Origin of the sequence: Massilia sp. Root335, assembly GCF_001425685.1 — a bacterium.
Taxonomy (GTDB): domain Bacteria; phylum Pseudomonadota; class Gammaproteobacteria; order Burkholderiales; family Burkholderiaceae_D; genus Telluria; species Telluria luteola.
Genome location: NZ_LMCY01000003.1, coordinates 532,629 through 548,362 on the forward strand (window position 1 = coordinate 532,629; position 15,734 = coordinate 548,362).

Here is a 15,734-nt window from a genome sequence, read left to right on the forward strand (position 1 = left end):
TTCGCGCCGCGGTAGACATAGGTGCCGGATTTTTCGTCGCGGCCGAATTCGAACAGGCCGCGCGTCTGCGCCTCTTCCAGCAGGTTGCCGAAGGTACGGAAGCCGTAATAGGTCTCGGAGAAATCCGGGCGGCGGCGCTTCAGCGTGTCCTTCAGCAGCGACGCCCAGATCTTGCCCGTGTCGCCCCGTTCGGAGACGAGCGCGTCGAAGGTCTCGACGACCATCTCCAGCGCCTGCAGCTTGCGCGCTTCCATCTCTTCGCGCTTGCGGTTGTTCTCGTCGGACGGACGGCGGCCCGGCGCGGGCTGGGCCTTGCGCTCGTCGCGCTTGGCGGCGGCGCGGCGCTGCTCGCGTACGAGGTCGTCGTAGAAGATGAATTCGTCGCAGTTCGCGACCAGCAGGTCGGACGTCGACTGCTTCACGCCCACGCCGATCACCCGCTTCGCATTCTCGCGCAGCTTGGAGACGAGCGGCGAAAAGTCCGAGTCGCCCGACACGATGACGAAGGTGTTCACGTGCGACTTCGTGTAGCACAGGTCGAGCGCGTCCACGACCATGCGGATGTCCGCCGAATTCTTGCCGGACTGGCGCACGTGGGGGATTTCGATCAGTTCGAAGTTCGCTTCATGCATCGTCGCCTTGAAGCCCTTGTAGCGATCCCAGTCGCAATAGGATTTCTTGACCACGATGCTGCCCTTGAGCAGCAGGCGTTCGAGGACGGGCTTGATGTCGAACTTCTCGTAATTCGCATCGCGCACGCCGAGCGCGACGTTTTCGAAGTCGCAGAACACCGCCATGCTGATATTGTCTGAAGATGAAGCCATGTGTGTTGTTGTGTGGTTGTGGACAAGCTGACCAGCGATTATACGCAACAACGTTGACAACGCCGCCGCGGACGCGTCCGGCGCGAAAACGCTCAGCCCAGCCGCTCGAGCGTGGCCGGGTCGGCGCGGCCGTCGAAGAACTGGTCGAGGCAGGCCTGGAAGATCGCTTCATGGGGCGCAATGTCGGCGAACAGGGTCATCGACGACTGGAATTTCAGGTTGTCGGGGTGGCCGAAGATCTCGTCGACGCCGCGGTCGTGATGGCCCGCCACGGCCGTCGCGCAGGCGCGCAGGCGCGGGCCCAGCACGGGATGCGCGAGGTAGGCGGCGGCCTCGTCGGCGGAACGGATGGCGTAGCGCTGCGCCATCGCGCTGTGCCCCAGGCCCTCGACCTGGGGGAAGATGAACCACATCCAGTGGGTGCGCTTGTGGCCGGCGCGCAGCTCGGCCAGTGCCGTGTCGTAGACGCCGTTCTGCGCTTCGATGAAGCGTTCCAGGTTGAAGTCGGATGCCATGGTCTCTCTCCTCTCCGGCGCATGCTACGCCGATCGCGGGATTTGCTAAAGTGGCGCCACGATGAAACCCGAACACCTCACGCTCCTCCTCACCCGCGAAATGCCCTACGGCAAGTACAAGGGCCGCACGATCGCCGAACTGCCCGGCCACTACCTGGGCTGGTTCGCCCGCGAAGGCTTTCCGAAGGGCGAACTGGGCGAGTTGCTGGCCCTCATGTACGAGCTCGACCATAACAATCTGCGCAGCCTGCTGGACCCGCTGCGGGGCCGCCCGATGCGATGATCGATTTTTTCGATCCCAGGCCGTAAAACTACTCGTTTTTCATTGCCGCCCGGCGTCCCTATACTGGCTTCCATCGACAGGCAAACAACAAGGAGCACATCATGATGGAAGTCCGCAGGAGCGAAGAACGGGGCGCCGCCGACCACGGCTGGCTGAGGTCGAAACACAGCTTTTCGTTCGCCGATTACTACGACCCGCGCCACAGCGGCTTCGGCCCGCTGCTCGTGATCAACGAAGACCGCGTCGCGCCCGGCGCCGGTTTCGGCACGCACGGCCACCGCGACATGGAGATCATCTCCTACGTGCTGGACGGCGCGCTGGAGCACAAGGACAGCATGGGCACCGGCTCCGTCCTGCACTACGGCGACGTGCAGCGCATGAGCGCCGGCAGCGGCGTGCGCCACAGCGAGTTCAACGGTTCGAAGACGGCACCCGTGCACTTCCTGCAGATCTGGATCCAGCCGGACACGACAGGCATCCCGCCCAGCTACGAGGAAAAGCATTTCTCGCCGGACAGCAAGAAGGGCAAGCTGCGCCTGATCGCCTCGCGCGACGGCCGCCAGGAATCCGTGCTGATCCACCAGGACGCATCGATCTACGCCGCCATCCTGGACGAAGGCGACACCGTCGAACACGCGCTCGACCGTGAACGGCTGGCGTATGTGCACGTGATCCGCGGCGACGTCAGCGTCAACGGCGTGCCGCTGAAGGATGGCGACGCGCTCAAGATCGGCGGCGAGGAACGCGTCGTGTTCGACAAGGCCGAGGCGGCGGAACTGCTGTTCTTCGACCTGCCCGCCTGACCGGCAACAACCGCGCGTCGCATGCCGGATCGCCTCGATATAATGAAGCCCAAAAGCAACTCACGGGCTTGCCGGCATGCGTGCACAACCCAGCGTCCTCGTCGTCGAGGATGACGTCCACATCGCCCACGTGCTCGGCTTCATGCTCGAGCGCCAGGGGTATCGCGTGATCCACGTGGCGGACGGCTGCGCGGCCGTGCAGCACGTCGTGTCGCAGCCGGCGCCGGATCTCGTGCTGCTGGACGTGATGCTGCCCTACGTGGACGGGTTCGAGATCATCGGCCTGATCCGCGCGCAGGCCGGCTGGGAAGGCGTCCCCGTGCTCATGCTGACCGCCAAGAACACGGAACGCGACACCGTGCGCGCCCTCGACGCCGGCGCCAACGATTTCATCATCAAGCCGTTCCAGCCGCAGGAATTGCTCGCGCGCCTGCGCCGCTACCTCGTCGTTTCCTGACGGCAGGTCACTTCTCGAGCAGATCGACGCCCAACGGTTCCAGGCGCAGCACGCCCGACCAGCGCTTGCCGGAGAGCACGCCGTTCATCGTGCCGTCGAGCGCCACGTCGCGGGGTTCCGCGGTGGTGTTGACGTAGAGCGTACGGCCGTCGACGACGCGCGCATAGACCCCGTCGGGCGTCTTCGGCCCCGGCGCGAGCCCCAGGCTCGCGTACAGCTGGCGGTACAACGGTCCCATGATCTGTGGCTGCGCGGCCGTGGCGACGTAGATCGCGCGCCCCTTGCCGAAGCGGTTGACCGTGATGGCGGGCACCTTGCCGTCGACGTTCGCAAAGCGCGCCAGCACCTCGGCGGTGGACGGCTCCAGCACCTCGTAGGGGCCGAGGTCGGCCTCGATGCCGACGCCGCCGATCGTGGTCTGCAGCGCGCCGGCGCTGTAGAACGCATTGGTGCGCAGGCCGAATACGTCGGTCAGGCCGCCGGGCAGCGGCGTGTCGAACCACTGGTTGTCGTCGTTCACCTTGTCCGACTGCGCGGTCATGATCACCGTGCCGCCGTCCGCGACGAATTTGCGCAGGTTGGCCCGCGACACCGCGTCGAGCAGGTACAGGCCCGGCACGATCACCAGCTTGTAGCGGCCCAGGTCTTCGTGGCCGACGTGGATCACGGCCACGTCGATGTTGTCCTTGAACAGCGGCTCGTACGCGCCGTGCGCCTGCTTCATGGAGCCCGGGTTGATGTAGGGCCGCACCGTGTTGTTCACGCCCTCCCTGGGCAGGTTGGTGGCGATCATGTTGTCGAACGCGTAGGCGATGGCCACCTTCGGCTGCTGCAGGCGCGGGAAGCCCAGTTTTTCCAGTGTGGCGAATTCCTTGGCGATCGTCGCGAATTCGTCGAGCTTCCACGAGGCGCGGTCGTCGTGGTCGATCAGGCCGAACAGCGCCTGTTCCTCGCCGCCGTGGTGGCTGTGCCAGGTCCACGGCATCACCGCCTGCGCGCCCACCAGCAGGCCGAAGTACGCCCACATGCGCGAGCGGCCGGGCGTGCCGTAGTAGCCGGGGCCGCCGGCGGTGAACTCGTTGAACCAGATCGGCGCGTTCATCCCGGCGCGCATCATCGTCGACTCGAACGCGGCGCCGAGCGGATCGCCCGGGTAGAAACCCATCGCGCCGTAGCTCACGTAATGGCGGTAGGTGGCCAGGTAATCGAAGCCCTTGCGCCCGGCGCTGTCCCACAGGTTCGAGATGGCCGGCTTGTCCGGCACGTTCTTCGCGCGCACCGCCTCGAGCAGTTCGAGCACCTGGATGGTCTGCTCCGACCAGAAGCGGCGCATGTCGAGGTAGCGCTCGTAGGGGCCGACGCCTTCGATGTACGGCAGGCGCACCTCGTCCCAGCTGTCGAGGCGGCGCGACCAGCGCTGCGTGGCCCAGGCCTCGTTCAGCGCCGCCACGGTGCCGTACTTGTGCTTGAGCCAGGCGATGAAGCGCTGGCGGTCGGCCTCCGAGTACGACACCATGCCGTTGCCGCTCTCGTTGTTGTAGCCGATGGCGAACAGCGCCGGATGCTTCGCGTAGCGCCGGGTCATCGTGTCCGCCAGGCGCACCAGCAGCCGCCGGTAATCGGGATCGCTGGTGTCGTCCATATAGCGTTCGGCCGGATCGAGGCGCACGCCGTGCTGGTCGACGATGTCCACGCCCGGGTACTTCTTGTGCAGCCAGATCGGCGCGGGCTGGCCCGGGATGTCCATGAGGACCTTCAGGCCGGCGGCCTGCATCCGGTCCATGATCCAGTCGAACAGGCTGAAGTCGAACTTGCCGTCGGCGGGTTCGAACGAATCCCACGACAGGTCGCCCATGCGCACGACCTTGAAGCCGGCCTGCTTCATGCGCTGGATGTCGTGCTCGATCTGCGCGCGCGTGCGGTCGAAGGGCTGGTAATTGGTGCCGACGAAAAGCTGGCCGGCGCCGGGCCACCCGGGATGGCCATCGGCGCTTTGCGCCCGGGAAACGGCAGGAGCGAGCGCCGCGAGTGCCAGCGTGCAGGCGGCGGCGATGTGCGAGAGGTTCACGGAATCGTCACGGATATATGAGCGGCAATTATTGTGCATGATGAGAGGGGCCGCTCCGCACCGCAATTACGAAAACCGCCAGCGCCGCCCATGAAATTCACCATGCGGCGCCCGTGGACACGCCCCTTCGCCTTGCTCGTGAAATCGTTTTCATATACGCTTGGAATCGCCCATCACGCACGACACTGGAGACCCGCTTGACCAACCAATCCCGCCGCACCGCGTTCAAGACCCTGCTGGCCGGCGCCGGCGCCGCATCCCTTCCCATCGCCCCGGCCGCCGCCGCGCCGACGGCCGCCGCCTGCCCGCCCGCCGCCCCGCGCTGGGGCCGCGGCATCGAAGGCCAGCGCAAGGCCGACCGCGGCGACGGCACGTACATCAATCCGATCATCGCCGGCGACCACCCGGACCCGACGATCCTCAAGGACGGCAAGGACTATTACATGACCTTCTCGTCCTTCTTTTCGTATCCGGGCATCGTGATCTGGCATTCCACCGATCTCGTGAACTGGGCGCCGGTGGGCCCCGCCCTGAAAAAACCGCTGGGCACCATCTGGGCGCTCGACCTGTGCAAGCACGACGGCCGCTACTTCATCTACATCCCGGCCGCGCCGGACGGCAACGCGTGGTCGATCTACGCCATCTGGGCCGACCATATCGAGGGACCGTGGAGCGATCCGGTCGACCTCAATATCTCCGGCTGCATCGACCCCGGCCACGTCGTCGGCGAGGACGGCAAGCGCTACCTGTTCGTCAACGGCATCCGCCGCGTGCGCCTCGCCGACGACGGCCTGGCGGCGGCCGGCCCCGTCGAACCCGCGTACCAGCCGTGGCGCTATCCGGACGACTGGGTCGTCGAGAACTTCGCGCCCGAAGGCCCCAAGCTGCTGCGCCACGGCGACTACTTCTACCTGATCACGGCGGTGGGCGGCACGGCCGGTCCGGTGACTGGGCACATGGTGATCGCGGCCCGCTCGAAATCGATCCACGGGCCGTGGGAACACTGCCCGCACAATCCGCTCGTGCGCACCACGGGCACCGCGGAGCCGTGGTGGTCGCGCGGCCACGCGTCGCTCGTCGAGGGCCCGGGCGGCGACTGGTGGATGGTCTACCACGGCTACGAGAACGGCTTCCGCACGCTGGGCCGCCAGACCTTGCTGGAGCCGATGGAGTGGACGGCCGACGGCTGGTTCCGCGCCAAAGGCGGCGATTTATCGAAGGCATTGCCCAAGCCGCGCGGCGGCAAGGCGGGACCGAGCGGATTCGCGCTGTCCGACGATTTCACCAGGGACCGCTTCGGCGTGCAGTGGGCGTTCCACGACCCGGCGCCGGATGAAATGACGCGCGTGCGCTTTGCCGGCGGCGGCCTGGAAATCAGGGGCAAGGGCACGTCGCCCGCCGACAGCGCCCCGCTCACGTGCGGCGTCGGCGACCGGTCGTACGAGGCCGAGATCACGCTCGATCTCGTCGGCGCGGCCGAAGGCGGCCTGCTGCTGTTCTACAACCCGAAAGCGTTCGTCGGCCTCGGCTTCACGCCCGACACCGTCAAGACCTGGCAGTACGCCGAGGAACAGCCGTGGGCGCGCCGGCCGCAAGCCATCTCCAGCGTGCGCGTGCGCCTGACCAACGCTGACAACGTCATCACGTTCCACTACTCGTTCGACGGCGGCAGGACATGGACGCTGCACGGCACGCGCATGGAAGTGTCGGGGATCCACCACAACGTGTTCGGCGGCTTCCTGAGCCTGAAAGTGGGCGTGTACGCGGCAGGCGCCGGCACCGTGCGGCTGCGCGATTTCCGCTACCGTGCACTGGCGGCGACATGACCGCCTGAGCGCGCGCCACGGCCGTTCGGGAACTGCTAGCATGCGGGGAGATCGTAACCAAAAGTCTACATGCACGCGAACCCGCCATGCATCAACGCCGCCGGCGCCGTCCTGGACGACGCCCAGCGCCGCTTCGACGAACTGCTTGCCCACCTGCCGGCCGGCGTCGTGATGCACGATGCGGCCGGCCGGGTCGTGGCCGCCAATCGCCAGGCACTGGCGCTGCTCGGGCGCAGCGACCATCAGCTGCAGGGTACGCAGGGCGGCGACGCGGCGTGGCATTTCGTGCGCGCCGACGGCACCCGCATGCCGCCGGCGGAATATCCCGCGAACGCGGTGCTGCGCACGGGGGCCAAGGTGTCGGACCTCGTCGTCGGCGTGCCCCGTCCCGACGAGGGCGACGTGCGTTGGGCGATCTGCAACGCGTATCCGGAACGCGACGAGCGCGGCGACGTGCGCAGCATCGTCGTCTGCTTCACGGACTGCACGGCCCTCAAGTACGCCGAACAGTCCCTGCACAAGTCCGAGGAGCGCATGCGCCTCGCGCTGCAGGGTTCGACCGACGCGCCGTGGGACTGGGACCTCGCCACCGGCGAAATCTATTATTCGGCGCGCTGGTGGGAGATGCTCGGCTACGTGCCGGACGAACAGCAGGCCGACGTGGACGCGTGGGTGCGCCTCACCCACCCCGAGGACCGGCTGCGGGTGCTCGCCTTGCTCGACGAACTGCTGCCCGGGCCGCGCCAGGCCTACAGCATGGAACTGCGCCTGCGCCACCACGACGGCCACTACGTCCCGATCCTGAGCCGCGGCTTCATCCTGCGCGACGGCGCCGGCAAGGCCGTGCGCCTGTCCGGCACCAACACCGACCTCACGGAGCGCAAGCAGGTCGAGCACCGCATCCACGAGCTGGCGTACTTCGACCAGCTCACGGGCCTGCCGAACCGGCGCTTCCTGCTCGACGAGCTGGGCCAGATTCTCGCGCGCAACGGCCGCGCCGGCCGCCACGGCGCCCTGCTGTTCCTCGACCTCGACAATTTCAAGCTGCTGAACGACACGATGGGCCACGACGTGGGCGACCTGCTGCTGCGCGAGGTGGCGCGGCGGCTGCGCCGGACGCTGCGCGAAGGCGACCACCTGGCGCGCCTGGGCGGCGACGAATTCGTGATCGTGCTGGAAAACCTCGGCCAGTCGCCGGCCGAGGCGACGACCGAGGTCCATGCCGTGGGCCGCAAGCTGCTGGACGTGCTGGCCGAGCCGTTCGAGCTGGCCGGGCGCCAGTGCGCCAGCAGCCCGAGCATCGGGGCCACGCTGTTCGACGGCGCCCCCACCAGCATCGACGCCCTGCTGCGCCAGGCCGACCTCGCGATGTACCGCGCCAAGGAAGAAGGCCGCAACACGCTGCGCTTCTTCGATCCCGGCATGCAGGCGGCGGTCGACCGCCAGGCCGCGCTGGCGGCCGCGCTGCGCACGGGCATCGCGGACCGCCAGTTCGTGCTGTACTGCCAGCCGCAGTTCGGGCATGACGGCAGCCTGGTGGGCGGCGAGGCGCTCGTGCGCTGGCAGCGCGGCGCGAACGACCTGGTCGCGCCCGGCGAATTCATCGGCGCCGCCGAATCGGGCGGCCTGATCGCGGCACTCGGCATGGACGTGCTGGAACAGGGCTGCCACGCGCTGGCGCGCTGGGCCCGCGCGCCGTGCCTGCGCGCGCTGAAGCTGGCCGTGAACATCAGCGTGCACCAGCTGCGCGACCCCGATTTCCCGCACGCCGTCGCCACCTTGCTGGCCGCGACCGGCGCCCCCGCCGACCGCCTCACGCTCGAACTGACGGAGAGCGTGTTCGCGCGCAACCCGGCCGACCTGGTCGAGCGCATGCAGCAGTTGCGCGGGCTGGGCGTGCACTTCGCGCTGGACGATTTCGGCACCGGCTATTCGTCGCTGGCGTACCTGGCGCGGTTTCCGCTCGCGGCGCTCAAGATCGACCGCTCGTTCGTGCAGGACGTCGACAACGATCCGAACGCGTCGTCGATCGTCGAAGCCATCATCGCGCTGGCGCGCAAGCTCCACCTGGCGACGATCGCCGAGGGCGTGGAACTGGATGCGCAACAGGCGTTCCTGACGGCGCACGGCTGCGACGTGATGCAGGGCTACCTGCTCGGGCGGCCGGTGGCGCTGGACGAATTCGAGCGCCACTACGGCCGCCCGAACGCGGGCGCGTATCAGGCGGCGAGCGGCAGCTCGACGTAGAACGTGGTGCCGATGCCCTCGGCACTGTCGAACCAGATGCTGCCGCCCAGCTCCTCGACGATCGTCCGGCAGATCGAGAGCCCGAGGCCGGTGCCGCCGCGGCGGCGCGAATCGGCGCCGTCGGCCTGGGCGAAGCGCTGGAACACGCGCTCGCGGAACGCTTCCGGAATGCCCGTGCCCTCGTCGGCCACGGCCAGCCGCGCGCTATCGCCGCGCGCCTCGACCCGCGCGCGCACCGTCGATCCGGGCCCGGAAAACTTGATCGCGTTCGACAGCAGATTGGTCAGCACCTGGGCCAGACGGTCGCCGTCGACGTCCACCCGCGCCCCTTCGGCGCCGGGCGTGGCCACGCACGACAACGCGATCCCGGAGCGGGCCGCGAAGCTCTGCATCGCCGCGACGGCGTCTTCCGCCAGCGGCAGCAGCGGCTGCACCGCCCGTTCGAACGCCATGCCGCCGGCGTCCATCTTCTGGATGTCGAGCACGTCGCCGACCAGGCGCACGAGCCGCTCCGAACTGGCGTTGGCGACGTCGACGAGGCCTTGCGCGTCGGGCGGCAGCTCGCCCGCCATGCCGTCCGCCAGCAGCGCCAGCGACGCCGAGATCGCCGTCAGCGGCGTGCGCAGCTCGTGCGACACGGTCGCCACGAATTCGTCCTTCATGCGCTCGACCTCCTTGCGCGCCGAGATGTCATGCACGAAGGCGGAAAAGAACAGGTCGTCGCCGGTGCCCGCCAGGCCCAGGGTCAGCTCGACGGGGATCTCGATGCCGTCGCGCGTCAGCAGCAAGCGTTCGACGCGCCGGCCCAGGAGCTCCAGCGTGCCCGTCGCGCGGAAATCGGCGAGCAGCGCGCGCACACGGGCGCGGAAGCGTTCCGGGATCACGAGGTCCGACGCGGCGCGGCCGAGGGCTTCGTCGCGCGACCAGCCGAGCATCCGTTCGGCCGCGGAGTTCCAGTCGCAGATGCGGCCGCGCATGTCGATCCCGATGAAGGCATCGTGCGCCGTCTCGATGATGGTGGCGATGCGCTGCTCGTTGGTGCGCACGCTGGCCAGCGCCTGTTCCAGCTCGTGCGTGCGGCGCGCGACGCGCTGTTCGAGGGTCGCATTCAACTCCTCCAGCGCGCGCCGCCGGCGCACCAGGTTCGCCACCAGCGCGTTCAGGGTCGTGCCCAGGGCGCGCACCTCGGCATAGCCGCCCCGCCTCACTTCGATGCGGACGGTTTCGCCGGCCCGGATCCGTTGCGCGGCATCGGCGAGATCGCCCAGCGGCCGCGTGATGCGGCGCGCCAGCATCACGCCGGCCAGCGAGAACAGCAGGGCCAGCAGCACGCCGCTGGCCAGGCCGTATTCGCGCAGGCGGCGCACGGGCGCGAACGCGTCGTCCGCGTTCTGGCGCACCAGCACGGTCCAGCCCAGGCCCGGGTAGTCGCCGTAGCCGTGGCCGAGCTGGTAGCCGACCAGGTAGGCGCGGCCGTCCGGCCACGTCTCGACGACATAGCCGCCGCGGTGCTGCGCGTGCGCCGCCTTGAGGCTCGGCAGGGTCAGGCGCGTGCCGACGACGTCGTGCGGCCCGAGCAGCACGTTGCCGTCGGTATCGACGATGAGGGCTTCGACCTGGCGCCGGGCGGCGATCCCGGCCATCACGGAGCGCTCGACGTCGCGCGCCCATTGCCAGGACAGGTGCGCGCCCAGCACGCCGCGCGTGACGCCGTGCTCGTCGACGTAGGGGAAGGCGACGTCGACGAAGCGCCAGGGTTCCTTCTGCCTGGGCAGGTAGCGCGCCAGCAGCATCGCCTCGTGCACGTCGCCCGCGTGGACGCCGCGCTGCGCGTTGCGGAACCAGGGGCGCTGCGATACGTCCGCCCCTTCGAGCACGCCCTGCGCCGCGACCTGCACCTTGCCGTCCAGGCCGGCCAGTCCGATCCAGCTGTAGTAGCCGAGGCTCTTCTGGATGCCGTCCAGCGTCGCGCGGCGGCGCGCGGGCGGCTGGTCCGCGCCCAGCAGCGGCCGCCGGGCCAGCAGGCCGACCTCGCGGTAGCGTTCGAACATGCCGCGCTCCAGCTTGTCCGAGGTCTGCATGGCCAGTTCGGCCAGGCCGTGGCCGATGCTCGTCTCGACCTGCTCGGACGACTTGCGTTCGATGAGGGACGTGAGGACCAGCGTGAGGACGATGGACAGCGCGACGAAGGCCAGCGCAAGCCAGGCGCCAAGGGCGCGCGGCAGCAGGCGGCGCAAGAGTTTCAGGGGATTCGGCATGGCAAACGGACAAGAACGCGCGTCGTATGGACGCTGGTGCCAGCCTAGCACAGGTCACATTCCGCGCGGGGAAAGTGTTGCTCCAAGTGAACATTGAGCCGCCTTTCGGCCAGGCTGTTGTATTTCCGACCAGCAGTACCCATATCGAATGGGCCGGCGCCGAGGCCTAACGCACGGCCATGCCCGATTTCCGGTAAACTCGCCTGTTACTTGATTTCCGGTAAACTCGCCTGTTACTTGATCAGTTTTTACGCCATCGCACCAGGAAAAGCCATGCAAGACAATGCCCCCGCGCCTTCCAACCTCGTCGACTACGTCACGTCGTGCAGCCTGCCGACCCCGTGGGCGCAGTTCACCCTGCATGCGTTCGTGGAGCATGCGACCGGCAAGGAGCATCTGGCGATGACGCTGGGCGACCTGGCGACGGGCGACGCCCCGCTGGCGCGCATCCACTCGGAATGCCTGACGGGCGACGTCATGTTCTCGCAGCGCTGCGACTGCGGCGCCCAGCTGGAATCGGCGCTGCGCCGCATCGCCGACGAGGGCCGCGGCATCCTGCTGTACCTGCGCCAGGAAGGCCGCGGCATCGGCCTCGTCAACAAGATCCGCGCCTACCGCCTGCAGGAAGCGGGGGCCGACACGGTCGAAGCCAACCTGCAGCTGGGCTTCCACGCCGACGCCCGCAACTATGAACTGGTGCTGCCGATGCTGGAACAGTTCGGCATCGAATCCGTGCGCCTGATGACGAACAACCCGCGCAAGATCGACGCCCTCGGCAAGCTGGGCATCAAGGTCGCCGAGCGCGTGCCGCTGCTCGTCAACCGCAACGTCTACAACGACAACTACCTGAACACCAAGCAGGCCAAGCTGGGCCACATGATGAACCCGGTCACCGAAGCCGCGCTCGACAGCGAAGCGTAAGCGCCTGCCGCGCGCGGTTCTGGCAAGATGGTGTCAACCTCTTGCCAGCCCGAGGATGCCATGCGCTTCCCGTCCGCCGTCCGCGCCTTCGCCGTCACCGCCGTCATCCTCGGCGCCGCCGCATCGCTTGCCGTTGCCGCGGGCAAGGCCGGCACCGCCGCCCAGCGCGCGAAACCGGCGCCGCAGCCGCCCCTCGTGATCCCGCCCGCCACGCCGCCCGCCACGACGCCGCCCGCGCCCGGCCCGGGCGAGACGGACGAGACGGCCGCGCTGCCCACGCCGTCCAGCGCCGCGCAAACCCTGTATTCCGCCGCCAGGGCCGACCTGCTGCAGATCCGCATGCTGCTCAGGAACGGCCGCAGCCAGTCCAGCGTCGGCTCCGGCTTCCTCGTCGGGACCGGCAACCTCGTGCTGACCAATTACCACGTCGTGTCGCAGATGGCCCTCGATCCGGACGTCTACGTCGGCGCATACGTCGACACCGACGGCAAGAGCGGCCCCGTCGAACTGCTGGCCGTCGACGTGCTGCACGACCTGGCCGTGGTGCGCGTCGACCGCGACGGCACGGGTTTTTTCAAGGTGCCGGACAAGCCCGTGAAACTCGCGCAGGGCCAGTACCTGTATTCGCTCGGCAACCCGCTCGACCTCGGCTTCGCCATCTCGGAAGGGGCGTACAACGGCATCGTCACGCGCAGCTTTTATGAGCAGCTGATCTTCACGGGGCCCATCAATTCGGGCATGAGCGGCGGTCCCACGGTGACGGCGGCGGGCGTCGTGGCGGGCGTGAACGTCTCCAAGCGGCGCGACGGCGAACTGGTCAGCTTCCTCGTTCCCGTCAGGTATGCCCAGGAATTGCTGCGCAAGGCGGAACAGCAGCCGCATCCGCCCAAGGATTTCAACCCGCTCATCGGCCAGCAATTGCTGGCGCACCAGCGCGCGCTGATCGACCGCCTGCTGGCGGAACCGCTCTCGATGCGCGCGATGGGGCCGTACCAGGTGCCCGTGCGCGAATCGCAGCAGTTGCGCTGCTGGGGCCGCTCGAACTTCCGCGCCGAGGCCGAGTACACGCTCGACGCCGTCAGTTGCGCGATGGAAGCGGCCGTGTATGTGTCGGACAGCCAGCAGACGGGCCACGTGTCGATGACGCACCAGGTGCTCCGCTCCAGCGCCCTGCATCCGCTGCAGTTCGCCGTGCTGGCCAGCAGCCGCTTCCGCGTGGACAGCATCGGCGCCGGCCGCGACACCCGCCTCACGCGCCCGGCCTGCACCGAGATGTTCGTGCACACGGCCACCCTGCCCGTGCGCGCGGTGACGTGCGTGCGCGCCTACCGCAAGTTCGCGGGCCTGTACAACTTCACCCTGCTGGCCGCCAGCACGGACGATCCGCACGCCAGCCTGCAGAGCCGCCTCGACCTGGCCGGCGTCTCGTACGACAACGGCCTGCGCGCCACGCGCGCCTTCCTGTCCGCGCTCGGGCGCAGCCGCCGATGAACGGGCCCTGGTTCGTCGAGCTGCTGGCCCGCAACGGCGACGTGCTGCAGCGCCAGTGCGTGGCCGGCCTGCCCATCCGCATCGGGCGCGGCTACGACAACGACGTGATCCTGGACGACGACTACGCGGCCGCCGCGCATGCCGTCGTCGACCTGGATGCGGCCGGCCGCCTGCTGCTGCGCGACCTCGGCAGCCGCAACGGCATCGTCGTCGCTGGCCGTCGCCTGCACGAGGCCGCGCTGTCCGGCGACACGGTCGTACGCATCGGCCACACCCCGCTGCGGGTGCGCGCGGCCGACTTTCCGGTCGCGCCGGAACTCCTCGACCGCACCTTCCACGGCTGGGAAGGCGTGCTGCCGGGCAGCGTCGGCCTGGTGCTCGCCGGTGCCGTCGCGCTGCTGGCGCGCTGGCTCGGCGACACCGACTATTTCGCGTGGGCGCGCTACGCCGAGGCGCTCGCGGGCGGCCTGGCCGCGGCGCTGCTGTGGGGCGGCGTGTGGGCGTTCGCGAACCGCCTGTTCGGCCGCCACGCGCGCCTCGGGCGCCACCTGTTCGTGTCCGGCTGCGGTGCGGCGGCCATCGCCGGCTATGCGCTGCTGGGCAGCACGCTCGGTTACGCGTTCTCGGCCGAAGGGTTCACGCATTACGCGTCGCACGTGGCGACGCTGCTGCTGGCCGGGATGATTTATTTTCACTTGTGCACGATCCGCCCGCAAAACCGCGTCCGCTACCGCTGGATCTGCGCCGGCCTCGCCGTGCTCTGTTCCAGCCTGATCCTGGCCGGCAACGTGCAGCGCACGGGACGCTGGTTGGACGAACTGTACATGCCGGTGCTGATGCCGCCGGCCGTCCGGCTGAGTCCCGATCATGGCGTGGACGAGTTCATGCGCGAGGTGGAGGCGATGAAGGGGCCGCTCGACCGCAGCCGGGGGCGCAAGCCGGGCGACGACGAGATCGAAAATTAATGTGGCATATTGTCGAAATCGGCCGCACGGTTCGTCGTATCAACAGACCTTCACCCACCAGGAGACGAGATGTCCAGACTCAAAGTCCACTGCTTTTCCATGTCCCTCGACGGCTTCGGCGCCGGCCCGAACCAGAGCTTGCAGAACCCGCTGGGCGAACGTGGCGGCCAACTGCACCAGTGGTTCCGCGGCACGCGCACCTTCCAGCGCATGCTGGGCGACGAAACGAAGGGGACCGACGGCCCGGACGAGGACTTCGCCGCGCGCGGCTTCGAGAACATCGGCGCCTGGATCCTGGGCCGCAACATGTTCGGCCCGGTCCGCGGCCCGTGGCCCGACGACGAGTGGAAAGGCTGGTGGGGCGACGAACCGCCCTACCACTGCGACGTGTTCGTCCTGACGCACCACGCGCGCGCGCCGCTCGCGATGAAGGGCGGCACGACGTTTTACTTCGTCACCGACGGCATCGAGGCCGCGCTCGGGCGCGCACGGGAAGCCGCGGGCGGCAAGGATGTGCGCCTGGGCGGCGGCGTGTCCACCATCCGCCAGTACCTGCAGGCCGGGCTCGTCAACGAGATGCACCTGGCCGTCGCGCCCGTGCTGCTGGGCGCCGGCGAGGCGCTGCTGGCCGGGATCGACCTGCCCGCGCTCGGCTTCAAATGCACCGAACACGTGCCCACCCGGGCGGCCACGCACGTGGTATTGAGCCGCGGCTGACGCTCAGGTGAGCGGGATCGTCAGCCGCGCGATCTCGACCGACCCGTCCTCGTCGAAGATGGGACAGCGCTCGCCGATCGCGACGGCCTCGTTGAAATCCGTCGCCTCGACGATGGAGTAGCCGCACAGCGAGCTGGCGGATTCCTTCGGCCCCAGCAGCCGGCGCGGCACCTCGACGGCGCTGTGCGTGAGGCTGCCGCGGTCGACGACGCGCGAGCCGAGTCCGTCGAACCAGGCGGACCAGCGCGACCGGTCGTGGCGCGTGGCCGCATCGGGGCCGGGCGTGCCGTGGTACACGAACAGGAAACGTTCCATGAGTTCCTCCTGTGATTGGTGGCTTCGGCTCGACGTTAGCAGAA

The 15,734-nt window shown here is 68.7% G+C and carries 14 protein-coding genes; 9 read left to right on the forward strand and 5 right to left on the reverse strand.

Features of this window, described 5'->3' with window-relative positions; all coding sequences use genetic code 11:
• Both ASC93_RS29385 and ASC93_RS02760 read right to left on the reverse strand, forming a co-directional pair.
• A partial coding sequence (locus tag ASC93_RS29385) for an NYN domain-containing protein (protein WP_157201728.1) occupies positions 1-824 on the reverse strand: 824 nt, incomplete at its 3' end.
• Between the two features lie 92 nt (positions 825-916).
• Positions 917-1,339, reverse strand: coding sequence for a DUF1810 domain-containing protein (locus ASC93_RS02760; RefSeq protein ID WP_056436517.1), 423 nt, complete (start codon positions 1,337-1,339; stop codon positions 917-919).
• A 61-nt stretch (positions 1,340-1,400) separates the two neighbouring features.
• Between ASC93_RS02760 and ASC93_RS02765 the strand changes: the two genes are divergently transcribed.
• The 3 genes from ASC93_RS02765 to ASC93_RS02775 all read left to right on the forward strand — a co-directional run bounded on the left by ASC93_RS02765 (position 1,401) and on the right by ASC93_RS02775 (position 2,882).
• A complete protein-coding gene (locus ASC93_RS02765) occupies positions 1,401-1,622 on the forward strand; it encodes a DUF3820 family protein (RefSeq protein WP_056436519.1) in 222 nt (73 codons plus the stop codon).
• Between the two features lie 101 nt (positions 1,623-1,723).
• Positions 1,724-2,425, forward strand: coding sequence for a pirin family protein (locus tag ASC93_RS02770; protein WP_056436522.1), 702 nt, complete (start codon positions 1,724-1,726; stop codon positions 2,423-2,425).
• 76 nt (positions 2,426-2,501) lie between these two features.
• Complete coding sequence (locus ASC93_RS02775) at positions 2,502-2,882, forward strand: response regulator transcription factor (protein ID WP_056436525.1); 381 nt, start codon at positions 2,502-2,504, stop codon at positions 2,880-2,882.
• A 7-nt stretch (positions 2,883-2,889) separates the two neighbouring features.
• Here the strand turns inward: ASC93_RS02775 and ASC93_RS02780 are convergent, their stop codons facing one another.
• Positions 2,890-4,950 (reverse strand): beta-galactosidase, encoded by a 2,061-nt coding sequence (locus tag ASC93_RS02780; RefSeq protein ID WP_229412578.1) that lies wholly within the window; start codon positions 4,948-4,950, stop codon positions 2,890-2,892.
• Between the two features lie 197 nt (positions 4,951-5,147).
• On the opposite strand from ASC93_RS02780, the gene ASC93_RS02785 reads away from it, so the two are divergent.
• Both ASC93_RS02785 and ASC93_RS02790 read left to right on the forward strand, forming a co-directional pair.
• The gene (locus ASC93_RS02785) at positions 5,148-6,776 is read left to right on the forward strand and encodes a family 43 glycosylhydrolase (RefSeq protein WP_056436532.1); all 1,629 of its coding nucleotides are present in this window, start codon (positions 5,148-5,150) and stop codon (positions 6,774-6,776) included.
• Between the two features lie 69 nt (positions 6,777-6,845).
• On the forward strand, positions 6,846-9,023 hold the full coding sequence (locus tag ASC93_RS02790) for a bifunctional diguanylate cyclase/phosphodiesterase (RefSeq protein ID WP_056436535.1): 2,178 nt from the start codon (positions 6,846-6,848) through the stop codon (positions 9,021-9,023).
• Here the strand turns inward: ASC93_RS02790 and ASC93_RS02795 are convergent.
• The gene (locus ASC93_RS02795) at positions 8,996-11,281 is read right to left on the reverse strand and encodes an ATP-binding protein (RefSeq protein WP_056436538.1); all 2,286 of its coding nucleotides are present in this window, start codon (positions 11,279-11,281) and stop codon (positions 8,996-8,998) included. The two genes, ASC93_RS02790 and ASC93_RS02795, sit on opposite strands and share 28 nt — an antisense overlap.
• A 273-nt stretch (positions 11,282-11,554) precedes the next feature.
• On the opposite strand from ASC93_RS02795, the gene ribA reads away from it, so the two are divergent.
• The 4 genes from ribA to ASC93_RS02815 all read left to right on the forward strand — a co-directional run bounded on the left by ribA (position 11,555) and on the right by ASC93_RS02815 (position 15,375).
• Positions 11,555-12,202, forward strand: coding sequence for a GTP cyclohydrolase II (gene ribA / locus ASC93_RS02800; protein WP_056436540.1), 648 nt, complete (start codon positions 11,555-11,557; stop codon positions 12,200-12,202).
• 60 nt (positions 12,203-12,262) lie between these two features.
• On the forward strand, positions 12,263-13,693 hold the full coding sequence (locus ASC93_RS02805; protein WP_056436543.1) for a serine protease: 1,431 nt from the start codon (positions 12,263-12,265) through the stop codon (positions 13,691-13,693).
• Complete coding sequence (locus tag ASC93_RS02810) at positions 13,690-14,658, forward strand: FHA domain-containing protein (protein ID WP_056436546.1); 969 nt, start codon at positions 13,690-13,692, stop codon at positions 14,656-14,658. Before ASC93_RS02805 ends, ASC93_RS02810 begins: the two co-directional genes overlap by 4 nt.
• Before the next feature lie 69 nt (positions 14,659-14,727).
• Positions 14,728-15,375, forward strand: coding sequence for a dihydrofolate reductase family protein (locus ASC93_RS02815; RefSeq protein ID WP_056436549.1), 648 nt, complete (start codon positions 14,728-14,730; stop codon positions 15,373-15,375).
• A 3-nt stretch (positions 15,376-15,378) separates the two neighbouring features.
• On the opposite strand, the gene ASC93_RS02820 is transcribed toward ASC93_RS02815, so the two are convergent.
• A complete protein-coding gene (locus ASC93_RS02820; RefSeq protein WP_056436552.1) occupies positions 15,379-15,690 on the reverse strand; it encodes a hypothetical protein in 312 nt (103 codons plus the stop codon).
• Positions 15,691-15,734 lie beyond the last annotated feature (44 nt).

Coding starts and splice junctions, on each gene's coding strand:
- ASC93_RS02820 (WP_056436552.1), bottom strand. CDS start 15,690: ATGGAACGTTTCCTGTTCGTGTACCACGGCACGCCCGGCCCCGATGCG.
- ribA (WP_056436540.1), top strand. CDS start 11,555: ATGCAAGACAATGCCCCCGCGCCTTCCAACCTCGTCGACTACGTCACG.
- ASC93_RS02805 (WP_056436543.1), top strand. CDS start 12,263: ATGCGCTTCCCGTCCGCCGTCCGCGCCTTCGCCGTCACCGCCGTCATC.
- ASC93_RS02765 (WP_056436519.1), top strand. CDS start 1,401: ATGAAACCCGAACACCTCACGCTCCTCCTCACCCGCGAAATGCCCTAC.
- ASC93_RS02790 (WP_056436535.1), top strand. CDS start 6,846: ATGCACGCGAACCCGCCATGCATCAACGCCGCCGGCGCCGTCCTGGAC.
- ASC93_RS02760 (WP_056436517.1), bottom strand. CDS start 1,339: ATGGCATCCGACTTCAACCTGGAACGCTTCATCGAAGCGCAGAACGGC.
- ASC93_RS02810 (WP_056436546.1), top strand. CDS start 13,690: ATGAACGGGCCCTGGTTCGTCGAGCTGCTGGCCCGCAACGGCGACGTG.
- ASC93_RS02770 (WP_056436522.1), top strand. CDS start 1,724: ATGATGGAAGTCCGCAGGAGCGAAGAACGGGGCGCCGCCGACCACGGC.
- ASC93_RS02795 (WP_056436538.1), bottom strand. CDS start 11,281: ATGCCGAATCCCCTGAAACTCTTGCGCCGCCTGCTGCCGCGCGCCCTT.
- ASC93_RS02775 (WP_056436525.1), top strand. CDS start 2,502: ATGCGTGCACAACCCAGCGTCCTCGTCGTCGAGGATGACGTCCACATC.
- ASC93_RS02815 (WP_056436549.1), top strand. CDS start 14,728: ATGTCCAGACTCAAAGTCCACTGCTTTTCCATGTCCCTCGACGGCTTC.